Annotated in this window: 16 protein-coding genes; 6 read left to right on the top strand and 10 right to left on the bottom strand. The window is 68.2% G+C overall.

Annotation, left to right across the window (positions count from 1 at the left end; all coding sequences use genetic code 11):
• Complete coding sequence (locus DV707_RS08045) at nucleotides 1-1,002, top strand: M48 family metallopeptidase (RefSeq protein WP_103992059.1); 1,002 nt, start codon at nucleotides 1-3, stop codon at nucleotides 1,000-1,002.
• A 4-nt stretch (nucleotides 1,003-1,006) separates the two neighbouring features.
• On the opposite strand, the gene DV707_RS08040 is transcribed toward DV707_RS08045, so the two are convergent.
• From DV707_RS08040 to DV707_RS08020, 6 genes are all read right to left on the bottom strand, one after another.
• On the bottom strand, nucleotides 1,007-2,917 hold the full coding sequence (locus tag DV707_RS08040; protein WP_103992058.1) for a methyl-accepting chemotaxis protein: 1,911 nt from the start codon (nucleotides 2,915-2,917) through the stop codon (nucleotides 1,007-1,009).
• A 154-nt stretch (nucleotides 2,918-3,071) separates the two neighbouring features.
• Nucleotides 3,072-4,940: a Glu-tRNA(Gln) amidotransferase subunit GatE gene (gene gatE, locus DV707_RS08035; RefSeq protein ID WP_103992057.1), complete on the bottom strand. Its 1,869-nt coding sequence runs from the start codon at nucleotides 4,938-4,940 to the stop codon at nucleotides 3,072-3,074.
• A gap of 72 nt (nucleotides 4,941-5,012) precedes the next feature.
• The gene (locus DV707_RS18595) at nucleotides 5,013-5,177 is read right to left on the bottom strand and encodes an HVO_2901 family zinc finger protein (protein ID WP_170216820.1); all 165 of its coding nucleotides are present in this window, start codon (nucleotides 5,175-5,177) and stop codon (nucleotides 5,013-5,015) included.
• Between the two features lie 215 nt (nucleotides 5,178-5,392).
• On the bottom strand, nucleotides 5,393-6,091 hold the full coding sequence (locus DV707_RS08030) for a class I SAM-dependent methyltransferase (RefSeq protein ID WP_103992056.1): 699 nt from the start codon (nucleotides 6,089-6,091) through the stop codon (nucleotides 5,393-5,395).
• The gene (locus DV707_RS08025; protein ID WP_103992055.1) at nucleotides 6,088-6,855 is read right to left on the bottom strand and encodes a hypothetical protein; all 768 of its coding nucleotides are present in this window, start codon (nucleotides 6,853-6,855) and stop codon (nucleotides 6,088-6,090) included. Before DV707_RS08025 ends, DV707_RS08030 begins: the two co-directional genes overlap by 4 nt.
• A gap of 190 nt (nucleotides 6,856-7,045) precedes the next feature.
• Nucleotides 7,046-8,455, bottom strand: a complete 1,410-nt coding sequence (locus tag DV707_RS08020) for a class II fumarate hydratase (protein WP_103992054.1) — start codon at nucleotides 8,453-8,455, stop codon at nucleotides 7,046-7,048.
• Between the two features lie 128 nt (nucleotides 8,456-8,583).
• Between DV707_RS08020 and DV707_RS08015 the strand changes: the two genes are divergently transcribed.
• On the top strand, nucleotides 8,584-10,218 hold the full coding sequence (locus DV707_RS08015) for a potassium channel family protein (protein WP_103992053.1): 1,635 nt from the start codon (nucleotides 8,584-8,586) through the stop codon (nucleotides 10,216-10,218).
• Between the two features lie 33 nt (nucleotides 10,219-10,251).
• Here the strand turns inward: DV707_RS08015 and DV707_RS08010 are convergent, their stop codons facing one another.
• Together DV707_RS08010 and DV707_RS08005 are read right to left on the bottom strand one after the other, a co-directional pair.
• A complete protein-coding gene (locus DV707_RS08010) occupies nucleotides 10,252-10,512 on the bottom strand; it encodes a BolA family protein (RefSeq protein ID WP_103992052.1) in 261 nt (86 codons plus the stop codon).
• 297 nt (nucleotides 10,513-10,809) lie between these two features.
• Nucleotides 10,810-11,133: a hypothetical protein gene (locus DV707_RS08005; RefSeq protein WP_103992051.1), complete on the bottom strand. Its 324-nt coding sequence runs from the start codon at nucleotides 11,131-11,133 to the stop codon at nucleotides 10,810-10,812.
• A 144-nt stretch (nucleotides 11,134-11,277) separates the two neighbouring features.
• Here DV707_RS08005 and DV707_RS08000 point away from each other — a divergent pair, with 144 nt between their 5' ends.
• The 3 genes from DV707_RS08000 (at nucleotide 11,278) to DV707_RS07990 (ending at nucleotide 13,972) form a co-directional block, all read left to right on the top strand.
• A complete protein-coding gene (locus DV707_RS08000; RefSeq protein ID WP_103992292.1) occupies nucleotides 11,278-12,225 on the top strand; it encodes an HhH-GPD family protein in 948 nt (315 codons plus the stop codon).
• Nucleotides 12,226-12,282: 57 nt separating this feature from the next.
• The gene (locus DV707_RS07995; RefSeq protein WP_103992050.1) at nucleotides 12,283-12,900 is read left to right on the top strand and encodes a hypothetical protein; all 618 of its coding nucleotides are present in this window, start codon (nucleotides 12,283-12,285) and stop codon (nucleotides 12,898-12,900) included.
• Nucleotides 12,901-13,021: 121 nt separating this feature from the next.
• Nucleotides 13,022-13,972: a DUF5995 family protein gene (locus DV707_RS07990; protein ID WP_103992049.1), complete on the top strand. Its 951-nt coding sequence runs from the start codon at nucleotides 13,022-13,024 to the stop codon at nucleotides 13,970-13,972.
• A gap of 97 nt (nucleotides 13,973-14,069) precedes the next feature.
• Here DV707_RS07990 and DV707_RS07985 read toward each other — a convergent pair whose 3' ends face one another.
• Entirely contained in the window at nucleotides 14,070-14,441 is a 372-nt protein-coding gene (locus DV707_RS07985; protein WP_103992048.1) for a hypothetical protein, read from the bottom strand.
• Nucleotides 14,442-14,444: 3 nt separating this feature from the next.
• The gene (locus DV707_RS07980; RefSeq protein ID WP_103992047.1) at nucleotides 14,445-15,611 is read right to left on the bottom strand and encodes a hypothetical protein; all 1,167 of its coding nucleotides are present in this window, start codon (nucleotides 15,609-15,611) and stop codon (nucleotides 14,445-14,447) included.
• 402 nt (nucleotides 15,612-16,013) lie between these two features.
• Between DV707_RS07980 and DV707_RS07975 the strand changes: the two genes are divergently transcribed.
• Nucleotides 16,014-16,679, top strand: coding sequence for a hypothetical protein (locus tag DV707_RS07975; protein WP_103992045.1), 666 nt, complete (start codon nucleotides 16,014-16,016; stop codon nucleotides 16,677-16,679).
• Nucleotides 16,680-16,697: the final 18 nt, after the last annotated feature.

The raw sequence follows: 16,697 nt of genomic DNA, 5'->3' as shown, positions 1-16,697 counted from the left end.
ATGTCCGCTCCGCCGTCCGGTCCGCGCGAGGGAACGCCGAACCGCCGACAGCATCGAATACTGACCGCCGTCGCCGGCGTCGTCGCGCTCCTCGTCTACGGCGCGTTGGCCGCCGGGAGCCTCGCCGTGCTGTCGGCGCTCTGGAAGGTCCGCGTCGATCCGGTGGCGGCCGGGGTCGGACTCCTCGTCGGCACGCTCGTCGTCGCATACCTGTCCGTCCGCGTGGGAACGCGCCGCGTGCTCGACCGGATCGACGCGCGAGAGATGCCGGAACCACGACTGCCTGGCGTCTACGCGCTGCTCGACGACCTCGCGGCGTCGATGGCGGTCGATCGGCCGCGACTGCTGGTCGCGCGCCTGGACGCGCCGAACGCGTTCGCGCTCGAAACCGCCGGGCGACGGACCGTCGTCCTCAACGCGTCGCTCTTCGATCTCCTCGATCGGGCGGAGTTCGAGGCGCTGCTCGCACACGAACTGGCGCACCTCGAACGGCGCGACGGGTTCGTCGGGACCGTGGCGCTGTCGCTCTCTCAACTCGTCGTGATCGCGCTCGAACTCCTGCTTTCGCCCGCGGTGTTCCTCCTCACGGGGACGGCGCTCTTCGTCGCGTGGAACCGTGGCGATCCGTACTCGTGGCCGGACACCCTCCCGGGACGCGTCAGACGTGCCGTGGAAACGAGCGTCGCTGTCGTCGGGATGACCGCGACGCTCCTGTTCCGGGCGTACTCGCGACGGCGGGAGTACGCGGCCGACGAGCGGGCCGCCGAGGTGACCGGGCGGCCGCTGGCGCTCGCGAGCGCACTCCGGAAACTGGACCGGGCGGCGTCGCGGGAGTTCGGCTCGCTCTCGCCGGTGTGGACCCACGGCGAGGTCGAGTCCGAGGAGGAGCGACGGCTCAGGGAGGTCTTTTCGACGCACCCGCGAATCGAGGACCGCATCGCGAAACTCCGTGAACTGGCCGACGAAGGCGCGGCGTCCGTGACTCGCGTGCCGATCGAGTGACCGCTCACTCCGGCCGTCCGCCGTCGCCGACGGCGACGCTCTCGCCCGCTCCCGCGTCCGGACCGCCCGCCGGCGACTCCGACGTCTCTCCGGCCTCGAAGTCCGACACCAGCGACTGGAGTCGCTCCGCCTGGGCAGCGAGCGACTCGACGTTCGAGCTGACCTGCGAGATCGACGCCGCCTGCTCCTCTGCGGCCGCGGAGACGCTCTCGGCCTCGTCGGCGGTGCGCTGGCTGATCTCGGCCACCTCCTCGACCCGCGAGACGGCGTGTTCGGCGCTGGCCGCCTGATCGTCGGTCGCCTCGCTGATCTCCTGGATCCCGCTGTCGGTCTCGTCGGTGTTCTCGACGACCTGGGTGAACGCGTCGAGGACGTCTCCGACCGCCTCGACGCCCTCCTGTACGTGCTCTTCGGCGGTCCGGGCCTCCTCGACGGTTCGGGCCGTCTGCGCCTGCGTCTCCTCGATCAGTTCCTCGATGTCGTTGGCCGACTCCTGCGTCTCTTCGGCCAGTTGCTTGACCTCGTCGGCGACGACGGCGAACCCGTCGCCGCTGCCCGCGCCGCCCGTGCTTCCCACGCGAGCGGCCTCGATGTTCGCGTTCAGCGCCAGCAGGTTCGTCTGCTCTGCGATGTCGCTTATGAGTTCGACGATCTCGCCGATCTCCGCCATCTGCTCGTCGAGGCGTTCGACGTGCTCGACCGTCGAGTCGATCGCGTCCTGTCCGTCGCGCGTGTCTTCGATCGCGCCCCGCGCGGTCGACTCGCCCGCCTCGGCGACCTCGGCCGTCTTGTGTGAGGTCTCCGCGACGGTCTCGGCCGACGCCGCGACCTCCTGGACGGTCGCCGAGAGGTCCGTCATCTCGCCGTAGACCTCCTCTAACATCTCCCGCTGGTCGGCCGTGCCGCCGGATATCTCCTGGATGGCCTCGCTGACCTCCGCGCTGGCCTGTTTGACCTCGTCGGCCCCCGCGTTGGCCTCCTCGCTCGCGTCCGAGACCTCCCCGACGAACGTCTGGATGTCGGCGATCGCCGATTCGATCTCGTCCATCATCTCGTTGTAGGCCTCGCCGATCTGCGTCATCGCCTCGCTCTCGCTCTCCGTGTCGAGTCGGACGGTGAGTTCGCCGTCGGCCGCTCGCGCCATCGTCGCGCTGTAGGCGTTGGCCTTGGTTTCGAGATGGTCGTTGAGTCGCTCGACCTCGCGCTGTCGCCGCTCGGCCTCGGCCTTCAACTCCTCTGCCTCCTCGGTCTCGGCGAGTTGCTTTCTGGTCTCCTCGCGGGAGCGCTCGATCGAGTACCAGTTGGCCATCAACGCGCCCGAGAGCGCGAGGACGAAGGCCGCGTGGATCCCCGCCCACACGAAGGGGTTGTTGGCACCGGCGGCGTGGTTGTACACCTCGCCCGGGTTCAACATCCCGAAGACGCCGTGCTGGATCGCGACGTAGACGATGCCGACGAGGAACGGGAGCCAGTCCTCGTAGATCGCGACTACGCCCATCACGACGAAGAAGTGGAAGTGCGCCTCGATGTACCCCCCCGAAAAGTACACGAGGATCGCAGACCCCGTGGCGAGCCCGACCGTCGCGAGCGTCGTCCGCGTCCGACGGCCGAGCCGCGGCCAACTCGCCAGCGCGGCGAGGGCGCCGAGAACGCCCACCCGGAGCAGGATCTGCGAGAGCGGCCGGCCCGGGATCGTCGCCCCCGTGAACGAGTCCGTCCCCTCGTACATCCCCAGCGCGAACAGCAGAGGGATGTGTGCGAGGAGCAGGACAACGATGTTGCGGTGACGACGACGCCACGACTCGTCGGGGATCGAGTAGCCGCTCGGCGTGTACTTGATGATCTCCCCGACGGTTCCCCGGACTCCGTCACCGAATTCGGTTCCCCCCGCGGTGGTGCCCGTCGCCTCTGCCATACCTGCAGGCCACCGAGCACGGTGAAAACCCTTCGGTGCCAGATATCAAATCGCATAATCGCGTCTCTCCTACGTCCCGAATCCGTTCGGTTCCCCCCGCCGCCACGGCGGGTCCCTGAATTGGTTCTGGGTCCCGTTCGCGAGGTACCGGGTATCAGGAACGCTTCTGGATCTCCTCGCGGAGCACGTCGCTGACGACCTCGCCGTCGGCCTTCCCGCGGAGCGCGCCCATCGCCTCGCCCATCAGTCCCGAGAACGCCCCCATTCCCTCGTCTTCGACCTGCTCGGCGTTCCGCTCGACGACGTCGACGACCGCGTCGCGCACGTCGGCCTCGGAGACGCCCGAGAGTCCCGCCTCCTCGACCGCTTCCTCGGCGGTGAGGGCGGGGTCGGCGGCCAGTTCTTCCAGCACGTCGGTGACGCCCTCCTTCGCCAACTCGCCGTCCTCGACGAGGCGCATCACCCCGAGCAGGTGCTCGTCGGTCAGTTCCGCGACGGCGACGTCGTCGCGTCGGAGTTCCGTGAGCGTCGATTCGAGCAGCCCCGCCGCGAAGGTCGCGTCGATCCCCTCGTCGACGGCCCGTTCGAACAGCGGCATCCGGCGCCCGTAGGCGACCTGCTCTGCGAGGCCCGCGTCGAGGCCGAACTCGGCCTGGTAGCGCTCGACCTTCTCGGTCAGCAGTTCGGGCGTCTCGACGGCCGAGGGGGCCAGTTCGACCGGCGGGACGTCCGTCTCGGGGTACATTCGGGCCGCGCCGGGCAGCGGACGCAGGTAGCGCGTCGTGCCGTCGTCGTTGGCGCCGCGCGTCTCCTCGGGGACGCCGTCGAGCGCGGTCTCCGCGCGCTCGGCTGCCGCTTCGATCGCCAGCTCCGCGGTCTCGGTGTCGGCGGCGACGATGGCGACCGCATCGCCCTCACCGGCGTTCACGGCGTCGCACAGCGCCTCGACCTCGGCCTCGGTCACGCCGTAGGCCGGCAGTTCGTCGGTGTGGAAGATGCCGCCCGCGCCGTGGCGCTTGGCGTGGTCCGACAGTTCGGTGCCGAGCCGTCGATCCGGCTGGATCTCGCGGCCGACGAGGCCGTCGAAGCCGTACAGCGGGACGGCCGTCACCGAGCCGCCGTCGGCGAGCGCGCCGCCGATCACGCCGGAGTCGGTCCCCTCGAATACCTCGGAGACGTCGACCACGTCGCCGACGGCGGCGTCCCGCTCGTGGAGTTCCTCGCGGATATCCAGGAGTTCGACCTGCCGGCCGACCTCCTGACGGACGATCTCGTCGATCTGATCGAGCGCCTGGACGCCCTTGATCTCGACGCGCGCGCCCTCGGCGATGGAGACGTTGACGTCCTGACGGATCGTCCCCAGGCCGCGCTTGACCGACCCGGTCGAGCGCAGGAGCATCCCGATCGTCTCGGCGGCCTCGCGGGCCTGCTCGGGGGAGTCGATGTCGGGTCGCGTGCCGATCTCGACGAGCGGGACGCCGAGGCGGTCCAGCGAGAAGGTGACGCCGTCCTCGCGCTCCTCGACGCGCTGGGCCGACTCCTCTTCGAGCAGCAGGTCCTCGACGCCGACGGGCCCCTCGCTCGTCTCGATCCGACCGTCCTGTGCGACGAGAGAGGTCCGCTGGAACCCCGAGGTGTTCGACCCGTCGATGACGAGCTTCCGCATCACGTGCGCCTGATCGACCGGCTCCATATCGAGGAGTTCGGCGATCTGTAGCGCGACCTCTCGCGCTTCGGCGTCGAGCCGGTGCGGGGGCTCTTCGTCCTCCTCGACGAGACAGGTCGAGTCGTAGGCGAGGTACTCGAACTCGCGCTCGACGCGGCTCTCCTCGAGGGCGGCCTCGTCGAGTTCGCCGAGTTCGCTCTTCGTGGGGTGGAGGTAGCGCGAAAACGAGCGCGTCGCCGAGTCGGGATCGCGCTCGTCGGTCGGACACTGACAGAACAGCTTCGTCGCGGTGTCGAGTTGCTGGTGGATCTCCAGGCCCGCGACGAGGCCGAGATCGTCGTAGTCGTACGCGGTCATTACGAGTGAGTGCGCACTCCCGGCGTAAAAAATGATTCAGTCCGCGGCGACCGAACGGTGAGGGAAAAAGACCTACAGCCGTCGCAGTCCGTCGCCGATGCCGCTGCCCTCGTCGCACTCGGGGCAGGCGTAGTGCCAGCCGTCGGTCGTCGCCCTTCCCTCGGGGAACGTCGCACCGCAGTGTCGGCACTCGAGGAGGTCCCGACCGCGGTCGCGACTGTACTGGAGACCCTGCATACGCGGATTTCGACGAAAGCGAGTATCAACGTATCGATTTTCCCACGAGTGGTGTCTCACGGCGAGACCTCGACGCAGTGTTCCGACTCCGCGGCATCGGTCCGCGCAGTGACCCGACTCAGGGACATCGGTCCGCGAAGTAGCCCGGCTCCGGGACATCGGTCCGAGTCCTCGCCCCGTCGCCGACACCCCGTCGCCGACACCCCGTCGCCGGTTCACGGGTCCCGACGGTGGCCGGCGTGCAGACGGATCGTACCGAACACGTAGTCCCGGGAGACGACCGTGTCCAGACAGTCCGCCAGCGCGCGCTGCGACTCGGCCGTCCGCGCCTCGAGTTGCCCGAGCGGATCGGCCGCCTCGACGTCGAACAGGGTCGCGTTCAGCCGGGCGAACGCCCCGAGGGCGGCGTTGGCCGCGCGTCCCCCGTTGGGCGCGAAGTTGGCCACGACGACGCTGTCGGCGAGGTCGCACCACCCGCTGACGACCGCGTAGGGGTCCGCGAACAGCGAGGTGACGAACGTGGAGAGCACGCCGTCGACCGATCGGACCGGCGGTCTCGTGGCGTCGCCCCGCACGACGGCGACGTTCTCCCAGCCGCGCCGCTCGACGAGCCCCCGCGCCCGGTCGAGCATCGGTCCGGTGACGTCGACGCCGACGACGCGGCCGTCGGCCCCGACGGCCTCGCGCAGCACCGGGAAGTTGACGCCGGGGCCGCAGCCGAAGTCGACGACGGTATCGCCCGGATCGAGGTCGAGCGCGGCCGCGCAGCCGTCGCGGACGCCGCCGATCGAGGCCGTCGCCCGCGCGAACCAGTCGTATATCGGGGCCCACGCGCCGTACTCCCGGCGGATGCGCCGGGCGGCGTCCAGGTCGAACGGCGCGGGTCCGTCCCGATCCGAACCGCTCGGCGTCACGGTTCACGCTCCACCGCTGAGGGCGGCGTCTTCGGCCACCACTGCGACGGACCGTCCCGCGCGACCGACGAGTGGCACCGCTCGGACTCGGCGCAGCCGCGCGGCCGCTGGTAGTCGATCCCGCGTTCCCGGAGGTAGGTCACGTAGCCGTCGTCGACGCGGTCGAGTTTCTCGTGGCACACCCACCGTTTGCCGCACCGCCCGGCCGCGACGTCCCGGTACGGACACGTGAACGTCGTTCGTTCGGTCCCGGCCTCAGAGCTCACCGAATCGATCCGGACGCCCACGGTCCGGTAGGCCCAGCGGAGTCGGCGCACCACCTGCTCCGGCGAGGACGCACCGAGGAAGAGGACGTGGGCGGCCGCGTATCCGAAGTCGTGGAGGAGCCGTTCGAGGAGCGAACGCGAGTCGGGCGAGTCCGCGAGCAGCGTCCGCAGGTCGTCGTACCACGCCGAGACCTCGGCCACCGAATCGAGCGTCTCGGCGGCGGTCGCGAGCGCCTCGCGCCGCCGAGTCAGCGGCGTTGCCCCCTCCGAGATCCGGAAGGAGGGGACCGCCTCGACGTGTTCGAGCACCGATTCGCGGAGGACGTCGCCCTCGGCGTACGCGGTCGCGAGGCGTCGCAACTCCGGATACCACGATTCGGCGATCGCGCTGTACGTGCCGTCGAGCAGTTCGTCGGCGCGGCCGAACGCCTCGGCGTCGGGGGGCGTCGGAAACCGATCGACGACGGAACGCAGTTCGTCGGGGGTCGGACCCGCCATACGCCCACGTGCGGCCGCAGGGGCAATAAGTGTGCGAGCGCGCGGCCGAGTCGCGTTCGCGGGTCGAGCGCGGTCGGAGGCAAGAGCGCCCGAGTGAGGTCCCGAGACTGCCCGAGCGAGGTTCCGAGACCGCCCGAGAGATCCCCGAAGAGGCCTGTTTAACGCCCCGAGTGCGACACCGACCGCCGGCTCAGTCCTCGCCGAGGATGCCGCGGTAGGTCATCGACTCGGGGTCGAGAACCTCGTCGGCCTCCTCCTCGGTGAGGTACCCTTTCTCGACGACGACCTCTCGGACCGTCTTCCCCTCCTTCAGCGCCGCCTTCGCGACCTCGCTGGCCTTGTCGTAGCCGATCGTCGGGTTCAGCGCCGTCGCCAGCGCCATCGACCGCTCGACCTGTTCCTGACAGACCTCCTCGTTGGCCTCGAGTTTCGCGACGAAGCGCTCGGCGAAGACCTCGGAGGCGTTCGCGAGCAGTTCGGCCGACTGGAGGAAGTTGTGCGCGAGGACGGGCTTGTAGAGGTTCAGATCGATCTGTCCCTCCGCCGCGCCCGCGGCGACGGCGGCGTCGTTGCCGACGACCTGCTTGTGGACCTGGTTGACCGCCTCGGCGACGACCGGGTTGATCTTGCCGGGCATGATCGAACTCCCGGGCTGGTTTTCCGGCTGTTCGATCTCGCCCAGGCCGTTCCGCGGCCCCGACGCCAGCAGCCGGAGGTCGTTCGCGATCTTGTTCAGCGAGCCCGCGACCGTGCGGAGCGCGCCGTGGGCCTCGTTCATCGCGTCGTGGGCGGCCTGCGCCTCGAAGTGGCTGTCCGCCGGTCGGAACGAGAGGCCCGTCTCCTCGGACATGTACTCGGCGGCGCGCTCGGGGAACTCCGGATGCGTGTTGAGCCCGGTGCCGACGGCGGTGCCGCCGAGCGCGAGTTCGCCGAGGTGGTCGCTGACGTCCTCGGCGCGGGCGATCCCCTTCTCGACCTGCGTGCGGTAGCCGGCGAACTCCTGACCGAGTCGGATCGGCGTGGCGTCCTGCAGGTGCGTTCGACCCGTCTTTACGACGCCGTCGAACTCCGACTCCTTCGCTTCGAGCGATTCCGCGAGCGTTTCGAGCGCGGGGGTCAGGTCCTTCTGGACGGCTTCGAGAGCGGAGACGTGCATCGCCGTCGGGATCACGTCGTTCGACGACTGCCCGTAGTTGACGTGGTCGTTCGGGTGGACCGCTCGGTCGCCGATCGACTCGCCCATAATCTCGGCCGCCCGGTTGGCGATCACCTCGTTGGCGTTCATGTTCGAGGAGGTGCCCGATCCGGTCTGGAACACGTCGACCGGGAACTGGTCGTCGTGCTCGCCGGCGATGACCTCGTCGGCGGCCTCGACGATGGCCTCGGCGACCTCGTCGTCGACGAGTCCGAGGTCGCGGTTCGCCCGCGCGGCGGCCTTCTTCACGATCCCGAGCGCGCGGACGAAGCGTCGCCCGAACGCGATCCCGGAGATCGGGAAGTTCTCGATGGCCCGCTGGGTCTGTGCGCCCCAGTAGGCGTCTCTCGGCACCTGCATCTCTCCGAGGCTGTCCCGCTCGATGCGGTACTCGTCGTCGGACATACTCGGAGCGACGGCCGGCGGGCGCGTAAAACCCGTCGGTTCCGTCCGCCAGCGTCCGTCCGAGCCGCCCGGAGTCGACCGTGTCGCGTTTCCCGACGGTTTAAGAGATTCCCGTCCGTTCTCCGCCTGTGAACGCGTGGAGACGTCGCGTCGTCGGGTACACCGCGTTTCTCGCGACAGTGATGCTCCTGACCGCGGTCTCCTACCAGTACGGGATGCGGGTGTACGAGGACGATCCGGTCACCCTCCTACACTCGCTGCAGGTCGTCGTCGAGATGTTCACCACGACCGGGTTCGGCGGGGACTCGCCGTGGACGAGCCCCCAGATGAACGCGTTCATCATCGTGATGGACCTCGTCGGGATGGCGCTCCTGATCGGGGCGCTGCCGGTCCTGGCGACGCCGTTCCTGGAAGACGCGTTCTCGACGACGGTCCCCACGGCCCTGGAGGACGCCCTCGAGGACCACGTCGTGATCTGTTCGTACACCTCGCGGGCCGACGCTCTCACCGCCGAGCTCGATTCGCTGGAGGTGCCGTACGTGATCGTCGAACCGGACCGAACGCAGGCCGCAGAGCTGTACGAGAACGGGAAACGCGTGATCAGAGCGGATCCCGAATCGACCGACGGATTAGCGGGGGCGAGGCTGTCGGAGGCTCGGGCGCTCGTCGCGGACGGCGACGACCAGGTGGACGCGAGCATCGTCCTGGCCGCGAGGGAACTCGCCGAGGACGTCTCGATCCTCAGTGTCGTCGAGGAGCCGGACCGCGCGAAGTACCACCGGCTGGCGGGGGCCGATCAGGTCCTCTCGCCGCGCTCGCTGCTCGGGGAGAGTCTCGCGGCCAAAGTGACGACGGCGCTGACGGCCGAGATCGACGAGGCGATCGAGATCGGCGACGATTTCGAGCTCGCCGAGGTGCCGGTCCACCACGGGAGCAGTCTCGTGGGGACGACGCTGGCAGAAAGCGGAATCCGCGAGAAGACCGGAGTCAACGTGATCGGAGCGTGGTTCCACGGGGAGTTCACGGCCAGGCTCTCGCCGGGCGACGAACTGTCGGCCGGTACCGTATTGTTCGTCTCGGGCCATCCGGATCAACTGGAGCAACTCCTCGGAATGACGCAGGCCGGGCTCCGGCAGTTCGGCACGGGAAAGACGATCGTCGTCGGCCACGGACAGGTGGGACAGACCGTCACCGCAGCCCTCGAACGGGCGGGGGTCCCGTCCACGACCGTCGACCGGGCCGAAGCGGAGGGAGTGGACGTCGTCGGCGACGCGACCGAGCCCGAAACGCTCGTCGAGGCCGGGATCGACGAGGCGCGGACGGTGGTGCTCGCGCTCCCCGACGACACGACGACGGAGTTCGCGACGCTGGTGATCCGGGATATGGCGCCCGAAACCGAGATCATCGCCCGCGTCGAGGAGGCGCCCAGCATCCCGAAGACGTTCCGCGCCGGCGGGGATTACGTCCTCTCGCTGGCGACGGTCACGGGGCGGATGATCGCCTCGCGGGTGCTGCAGGACCGGGACGTGCTCTCTCTGGACCAGCAGGTGGAGGTCGTTCGGATGGGAGCGCCGAAGGTCGCCGGACGGACGATCGGCGACGTCGACATCCGCGCTCGAACCGGAGCCACCGTCGTCGCCATCGAGCGCGACGACGACGTCCTGACCGACGTCGGGCCGGACACCCGAATCGGGACGGACGACAGGCTGGTCGTCGCCGGCACGGACGAGAGCGTGCGGGAGTTCGAGCGGATGTTCGGCTAACTGTGAGCGCCGAGACGGCGTTGTGACGTCCGTTCAGCTCCGCTCGCGGTACTCCTCGGGCGTGTACGTCTGCATCTCCAGGGCGTGAATCTCGGTCGTCATCGCGTCGCCGAGCGCGTCGTAGACCATCTGGTGCTGCTGGACGAGCGTCTTCCCCTCGAAGGCGGGCGAGACGATGACGGCGGCGAAGTGCGCGTCCTCGTGGTCCTCGTCGGGGACGCGCGGGAGCGTGACCTCGGCCTCGGCGTCCGGAATCTCGGCCTCGATGCGTCGTTCGACCTCGTCTGTGTCCATACCCGCTATCGGAGGCTCCGGGGAATAAAGCTCTCCGCTCCGGAGGCGGATCGATCGAAGGGCGGACAGTCGGCACACCGCTCGCGACGACCGTGGCCGCGTCGTCGCCGTCCTCGCGCGGCGGCCGACAGCCGACCCGTCGCTCCCACCCCCCGCGTCGACGTGCCGAGCAACCGCAACCCGACGCGGGGCAGATATCAGATCACGGGGGCGTTGGCCCCGTCTTCGTACATAAACCCGGGGACGGGGCGCGACCGGTCGACAGCCGACGACGGCCTCGATCGTCGCCGCGGCTGCCTACATCTGATACCGGCGTTCGTCGTCGCGCTGGGGGTACTGATCCTGCCCGGTCATCTCCTCGAAGGTCATTCCGGAGAGGTACTCGTCGTACGTAACGTCGTAGCCCTGCCGCAGGTGGAAGTCGAGCGTCCCGCGGTCGACGGTCGTCTGAAACAGCAGGTGGACGGCCCGTCGGAGCAGTTCGTCGGTGTCCTCGGTGCCGAACGCCGCCGAGAGCATCGCGAGTTCGTGACGCGTCTCGCGGTCCAGCGAGACCGACTGCTCCTCGTCGACGTCGCCGTAGGCGGATTCTACGTCCTCGGTGAGTTCGTCGAGACTCATACCTCGACCACTCGGGCGACGCGGGCAAACGACTTTCGTCTCGGTGGGGCTGGCCGATGCCCGGCGGGATCGCTCGTCGCCGCGGCCGGGCGCCGACGGTCGCCGACCAGAATCCACAAATCCGGGCGGTCCCACCTCCGGGTGATGACCGACGAGGAGGGGGACCGGACCGGCGGCGTCGAGGGCATCGAAAGCGGAGCGGTCGACGTCGACGCCGTCCGCGAGGCGCTCGTCTCGTGGTACGAGGACGATCACCGAGCGTTCCCCTGGCGCGAGACCGACGACCCCTACGAGATCCTGGTCTCGGAGGTGATGAGCCAACAGACGCAACTCGACCGCGTCGTCGACGCCTGGCACGACTTCCTCGACCGCTGGCCGACCGCCGAGTCGCTCGCCGCCGCCGACCGCTCGGACGTCGTCGCGTTCTGGAGCGGCCACTCGCTGGGCTACAACAACCGCGCGAAGTACCTCCACGAGGCCGCGAACCAGGTGAGAGAGGAGTACGACGGCGAGTTCCCGCGCACGCCGGAGGAACTCTCCGAACTGATGGGCGTCGGGCCCTACACCGCCAACGCGGTGGCCTCGTTCGCGTTCAACAACGGCGAGGCCGTCGTCGACACGAACGTCAAGCGGGTGCTCTACCGCGCCTTCGACGTCGAGGACGACGACGCGGCCTTCGAGCGCGTCGCGGCCGCGCTGATGCCCGAGGGGGAGTCCCGCGTCTGGAACAACGCGATCATGGAACTCGGCGGCGTCGCCTGCGGGAAGACGCCGCGCTGTGACGAGGCGGGGTGCCCCTGGCGACAGCGGTGTCACGCCTACGAGACGGGCGACTTCACCGCCCCCGACGTCCCGACGCAACCGGATTTCGAGGGCAGTCGCCGGCAGATGCGAGGGCGCGTGATTTCGGCCCTGAAGGAGTACGACGAACTGTCCCTGGACGACTTGGGGCCGCGGGTCAGAGTCGACTACGCGCCGGACGGCACGTACGGACGCGAGTGGCTCCGGGAACTGTGCTCGGACCTGGCGGACGACGGCCTCGTCGAGCTACGCGGGCGAGACGGGCAGACGGTCGCTCGGCTCCGTCGATAGCCGTCGACGTCGAGAGTGCCAGCGTAAATTCATATGCTTTCAGTGCCAATCGTTCGCATGACCAGTGGAAGCGACGATCACAGGAGCGGGGAGACCCTGTCCGACAGACTCCGGGAGTTGCTCCCTCTCGGAGCGGCCACGCAGTCCCAGTTCGAGCCCGCGTATACGATTCTCGACCGTCTCCGGACGATTCACCGCGCGCCGTTGCGAAACCTGCGGCATTCGCTGTGGTGGATCCGCAAGACGTTCTTCACGCGCCCGCGCAGCGAGACGCCGGCCTATCTGGTCGAGATGACCAAGCCCGAGGTGGTCCGCCTGTTCGGCCGCCACCACTTCGAACCCGGTTGGGAACTGTCCTACAACTACCTCGGCGAGGTACTCAACCTTCGACGCGTCGAATACCACGACGATAAGCCCTACGAGTGGTGGCAGGTCCACGTCCGGGGCTATCTCCACGACGACGGCGGGATCGAACTCAGCGCGCACTTCGAGACCGAGCCGAGCGAACACCCCGACGCCCACGTCTCGATGTACGGCCTCGACGTCGAGTGCGGTATGGACGAGATACAGGTCGTTATGGACGAGGAGGGCGTCGAGTACACCCACCTCTCTCCGGACGAAGTGGCCACGGTCACCGACTCGACCGACCGCCCCGTCGACGCGGGAGGAGCGTGACCCCGATTGTCACCGTCCGACGGTCACTGTCACTCCCGCAACGGGCGGTCGCCTCCCTCTGTGCAACGGTGCGGCCGGATAGTGCCGCAGTGACCACACGGCTCCGTCTACCGGAATCGATATGACGGCCGGCGTTCGCACCTACACACCGACGCGCGCCGAGCTGCGGGCCGTGGCCCGTGCACTCCGTAAGCGCGTCGGTCAGGGTGACTGGGTGCCCGTCGAATCTCACCGGAAGGGCCCCCCCGACGACCGTCTGCTCCAGACGATGGCCGATCCCTTCCGGTCCGTCGACGACGTTCTCGACCGCCTCGGCGAGGCGGAGGCATACCTCCGCCAGCGCTCCGACCGTCGGTCAGTGTTCCTGACCGTTTACACGGAAATGACGGCGACCGTCAAGCGCGGCATCGAATCCGGAACGTTCGAGTCTCCCGCGTGGGTCCGCGACTACCTCGTCGCTTTCGCGGAGCGGTACCGAACGGCGCTGCTCGGGGCCGAGCGTGGTGAGCTAGCTACCATTCCTCCAGCCTGGCGGCTCGCCTTTCAGGCCTCGGCGAGCGGCGAGACGCTGTTCCTGCAGGACGCGTTGCTCGGGGTCAACGCCCACATCAATCACGACCTGGCGTACTCGCTCTGTGACGTCGGAATCGACCCGGACAGGCGGGCGAAACACCGGGACCACGACAGAATCAACGACGTCCTCCGCCAGCTGGTGGACGTCGTCCAGCGTGCAATGGCTGACATCTACGACGCAGGCGGTTACGCCCACGCCGACGAGTGGCTCGCTTCCGTCGACGAGACCGTCACCTACGTGGGGCTCTCCGAGGCCCGGTCGCTGGCGTGGCGCAACGCGGTGCTCATAGTCGACACGCGGTGGCCGCCGGTGGAACGCTTCGTCGACTGGCGAATCCGTGCGATCTCGACCGGTGTCGGGTACCTCTTGCTCACCCCCAGCGTCGATCCGGCCGTGCTGAGAACGCTCCGCCACCTCGAGCGGGAGACCCTCCCGCTGACGTCGCTCGAAGCGACGTTTCGACAGCGAGTCGGCGACGTGAAACTGGATATCGAGTGAGCGCGCGTGTGTCCGGTTCGGTATGGGCGTACCTCCTCTACGTTCGATACAGGCCATCCCCCTCCAGAACAGGCCACCTTCCTTCAGAACGGGCCTCCTACCGGGCCGTGTCGTGCTGTGGTATCGCGGACGCGCCACCCGTCCGGACGAGGACTTTCGCACCCACGTAGCCGACGAGGGCCGCCACGAGGATGAGAACCGGATAGACGGCGACGATCTCGACCCAGCTGATGTCGAGCGAACGGATTGGCACGAATCGTCCCGTCACGATAGCCATCCAGGCGACGTACAGGAAGTACAGCGCCGAGAGCGACACGCCGCTGGCGATGAAACTCCAGGTCGACTTCTCAAACTCGGTCAGGTCCACGTCGAGGTCGGCGGCGTACACCAGAGTCTGGAGGCTGACGAAGCCCGGAACCAGACAGAGGACGGTGTAAATCGCATTGACGGCGAGGTCGGGGAACGCCATCGGTCAGGGCTCAGTTCCAGGCCGCTCTCCGTTCGACGCCGGCCTCGAAGTCGTGGCGGCGTTCGAGTCCGGGCTGGGTGAGGAGGCGTTACTGTCGTCCGTATCGGTAATCGACGCGACCTTGGCGACCACGCCCGGAGCCATACGCTCGGTGTATCCGGCGGCGAACGCGACGACGGCCATCATCGGTGCCGAGACCACGCCGTCTGCCAGAATCGCCCCGTCCGTCAGCAGAGGGGTCTGCAGGACGAAGTAGAACAGCAGCGCGGAGATCGCGCCGATGACGCCGCGGGCGCTAGTCACTGTGAGTTGGTTTATGTGCTGGGGAATCTTCGTCGAGAGCGACTGGTTTCGCAGAGTTCGGATCCCGAACAGCGACGCGCCCATAACACCGACGACGGTCATAAACACGGCGAACCCGGGGGTGGCGACGTCACCGGGACTCGCGTCGAACGGCGTCGCCAGGAACTCCTCAAGGAGACTCGCAAGCCCCGCAGTCGACGCCGCGTCCAGAGACCAGTCGGCCAGGGTGAGCACGAGCAGCGCCAGCCCGGAAAGCGTCCCCATCAGGACCAGCTGATTGAACTCGCGCTGGCGTTCACTGCGGCGCAGATAGACCCGCTCGTACTGCTCGTGCAGGAGTCGACTCGCCGCCCGAAGTTCCGAACCCGTGATCCCCTCCCGGAGTTGTTCGTGCTCGTCACAGAGAATGTCGACGACTGCCCGCCGTCGCCAGCCGACGAGTTCGTCGAGCGCCTCCTCGTGGACGACTCTCGCTCGAATCTGGAGTTCCGATCGCTCGCCCGCAGTCGCGGTCTGGCCGGCGAGAGCTTCGAGTCCGTACACCTCGAACCGCCTCGCGGTGTGAAGGGCCCGCCAGGCTTCCTCGATCTCGCCCCGTCGAAGATTCGCCTCTGCCCTCGCCAATAGCTCGCGGCCGTGTTTCACCCACGATTCACCCTCCGCGTCCGTCTGCTCGACCAACTGCTCGAACTCCGGGCGCGCCGCGGTGAGTTCCGAGCGGAGTCGGATATACGCCCCTTTGTTCACGACCCGTTTCGCGATGAACTTCCCCAACAGCGATCCGTCTGTCGCCTCACGCGTCGTCTCCGTCTGCGGAGTTGGAACCGGTTTTTTCTCACCGGTCGACGGCTGCTCGGCGGCCCCCATAACCCCCTTATATGTGTTATTATATAGCATAAAACCTTCCGATCAGTCACGTGTTTGTGAGGGTGAGGAATGTGAGAAGGACGATGGGTACACCGGGACGCTTCGGGAAATGGCCGCCGGCGCTCGTCCAGGTGCCACTGGCCGTCGTGTCGACGGTCACCGGTTCTCGATCGACGTCGTGGCTCGATATCCGGCCTCGTTCGTGAAATCGGGTTCGCGGTCGTTCGGTCACCCGTTCGAGGGGAAGCGCTCCGTTTCGCCTCCGCGAGACGAGAGACGTCCCGCGTTCACAGTATCTGTCCATCCAGTCGTTGTATCTACATCTGGTGTGCGCGACTATTTGTAGCTGTAGCCCGAATCGATCGGTCGACTTCGGTCGGGCCGCCGGCCGGAAGGTCCGCTATGAAGATCCAACACGCGTTCACGCTCGCACAGGCAGCCGTCCGCTCCGTCCGTTATTTTCTCGCCGGCGACGTTCGGTTCCCCCACGACCGACTGGGATACGTCCTCGAACTGCAGGACGGCGATCGGTTCTCGGTCTATCGAGAGACGGCACTCCGGGCGGCCCGGGCGGACGCGGTCGAGGAGCCAGCCGTCCTCGTCTTTCGGATCGACGTGACGCAACGCGAGGCGGCATCGGGGCTCCGTGAGGTACTGTTCGCGCCGGTCGCGAACGTCGCGACACCCTTCTTTTTGGGCTTGCCCGGCTTCAGGCGGAAGCTCTGGCTCGCGGGGGAGCAATCGGGAGCGTATCTCGAACTCTACGAGTGGGACTCCAGCGCCGACGCAGAGCGGTTCGTCGACGTCCTGGAGGCGCTTCTCGCTCCCCTCGACTCGCTCGGATCGACCACCTTCGAGGTCGTCGAGGAGGCCACCGTCGAGGAGTACGTCGCCGCCCGCCCGCTCGCGTGGCAGGGCACCGCATCCGTGGGACGCCAGTCCGCTGGGGACGGACAGCGCTCGGTCCGGTTCGCGCTGCTCGCGCTCGCACTGGTCGCCGCGGGCTACGCTGTCTGGCGGTTCTGCTCACGGCGCGGTCGGATCGCTCGATCCAGCGAAGAGGCTTAGGGACGCGGTGCGATGACT

The sequence above is a fragment of the Halobellus limi genome (assembly GCF_004799685.1).
GTDB lineage: Archaea > Halobacteriota > Halobacteria > Halobacteriales > Haloferacaceae > Haloquadratum > Haloquadratum limi.
The sequence above is the reverse complement of the archived record's forward strand: the minus strand, read 5'-3'. Positions and strand labels throughout refer to the sequence as shown.

Excerpts from the sequence above, each read along its gene's own strand:
- DV707_RS07985 (WP_103992048.1), bottom strand. The coding sequence starts at position 14,441 with ATGGCGTTCCCCGACCTCGCCGTCAATGCGATTTACACCGTCCTCTGT.
- gatE (WP_103992057.1), bottom strand. The coding sequence starts at position 4,940 with ATGACCGCGTACGACTACGACGATCTCGGCCTCGTCGCGGGCCTGGAG.
- DV707_RS08000 (WP_103992292.1), top strand. The coding sequence starts at position 11,278 with ATGACCGACGAGGAGGGGGACCGGACCGGCGGCGTCGAGGGCATCGAA.
- DV707_RS08005 (WP_103992051.1), bottom strand. The coding sequence starts at position 11,133 with ATGAGTCTCGACGAACTCACCGAGGACGTAGAATCCGCCTACGGCGAC.
- DV707_RS18595 (WP_170216820.1), bottom strand. The coding sequence starts at position 5,177 with ATGCAGGGTCTCCAGTACAGTCGCGACCGCGGTCGGGACCTCCTCGAG.
- DV707_RS08025 (WP_103992055.1), bottom strand. The coding sequence starts at position 6,855 with ATGGCGGGTCCGACCCCCGACGAACTGCGTTCCGTCGTCGATCGGTTT.
- DV707_RS07980 (WP_103992047.1), bottom strand. The coding sequence starts at position 15,611 with ATGGGGGCCGCCGAGCAGCCGTCGACCGGTGAGAAAAAACCGGTTCCA.
- DV707_RS08010 (WP_103992052.1), bottom strand. The coding sequence starts at position 10,512 with ATGGACACAGACGAGGTCGAACGACGCATCGAGGCCGAGATTCCGGAC.
- DV707_RS07975 (WP_103992045.1), top strand. The coding sequence starts at position 16,014 with ATGAAGATCCAACACGCGTTCACGCTCGCACAGGCAGCCGTCCGCTCC.
- DV707_RS08020 (WP_103992054.1), bottom strand. The coding sequence starts at position 8,455 with ATGTCCGACGACGAGTACCGCATCGAGCGGGACAGCCTCGGAGAGATG.
- DV707_RS08040 (WP_103992058.1), bottom strand. The coding sequence starts at position 2,917 with ATGGCAGAGGCGACGGGCACCACCGCGGGGGGAACCGAATTCGGTGAC.
- DV707_RS08045 (WP_103992059.1), top strand. The coding sequence starts at position 1 with ATGTCCGCTCCGCCGTCCGGTCCGCGCGAGGGAACGCCGAACCGCCGA.
- DV707_RS07995 (WP_103992050.1), top strand. The coding sequence starts at position 12,283 with ATGACCAGTGGAAGCGACGATCACAGGAGCGGGGAGACCCTGTCCGAC.
- DV707_RS07990 (WP_103992049.1), top strand. The coding sequence starts at position 13,022 with ATGACGGCCGGCGTTCGCACCTACACACCGACGCGCGCCGAGCTGCGG.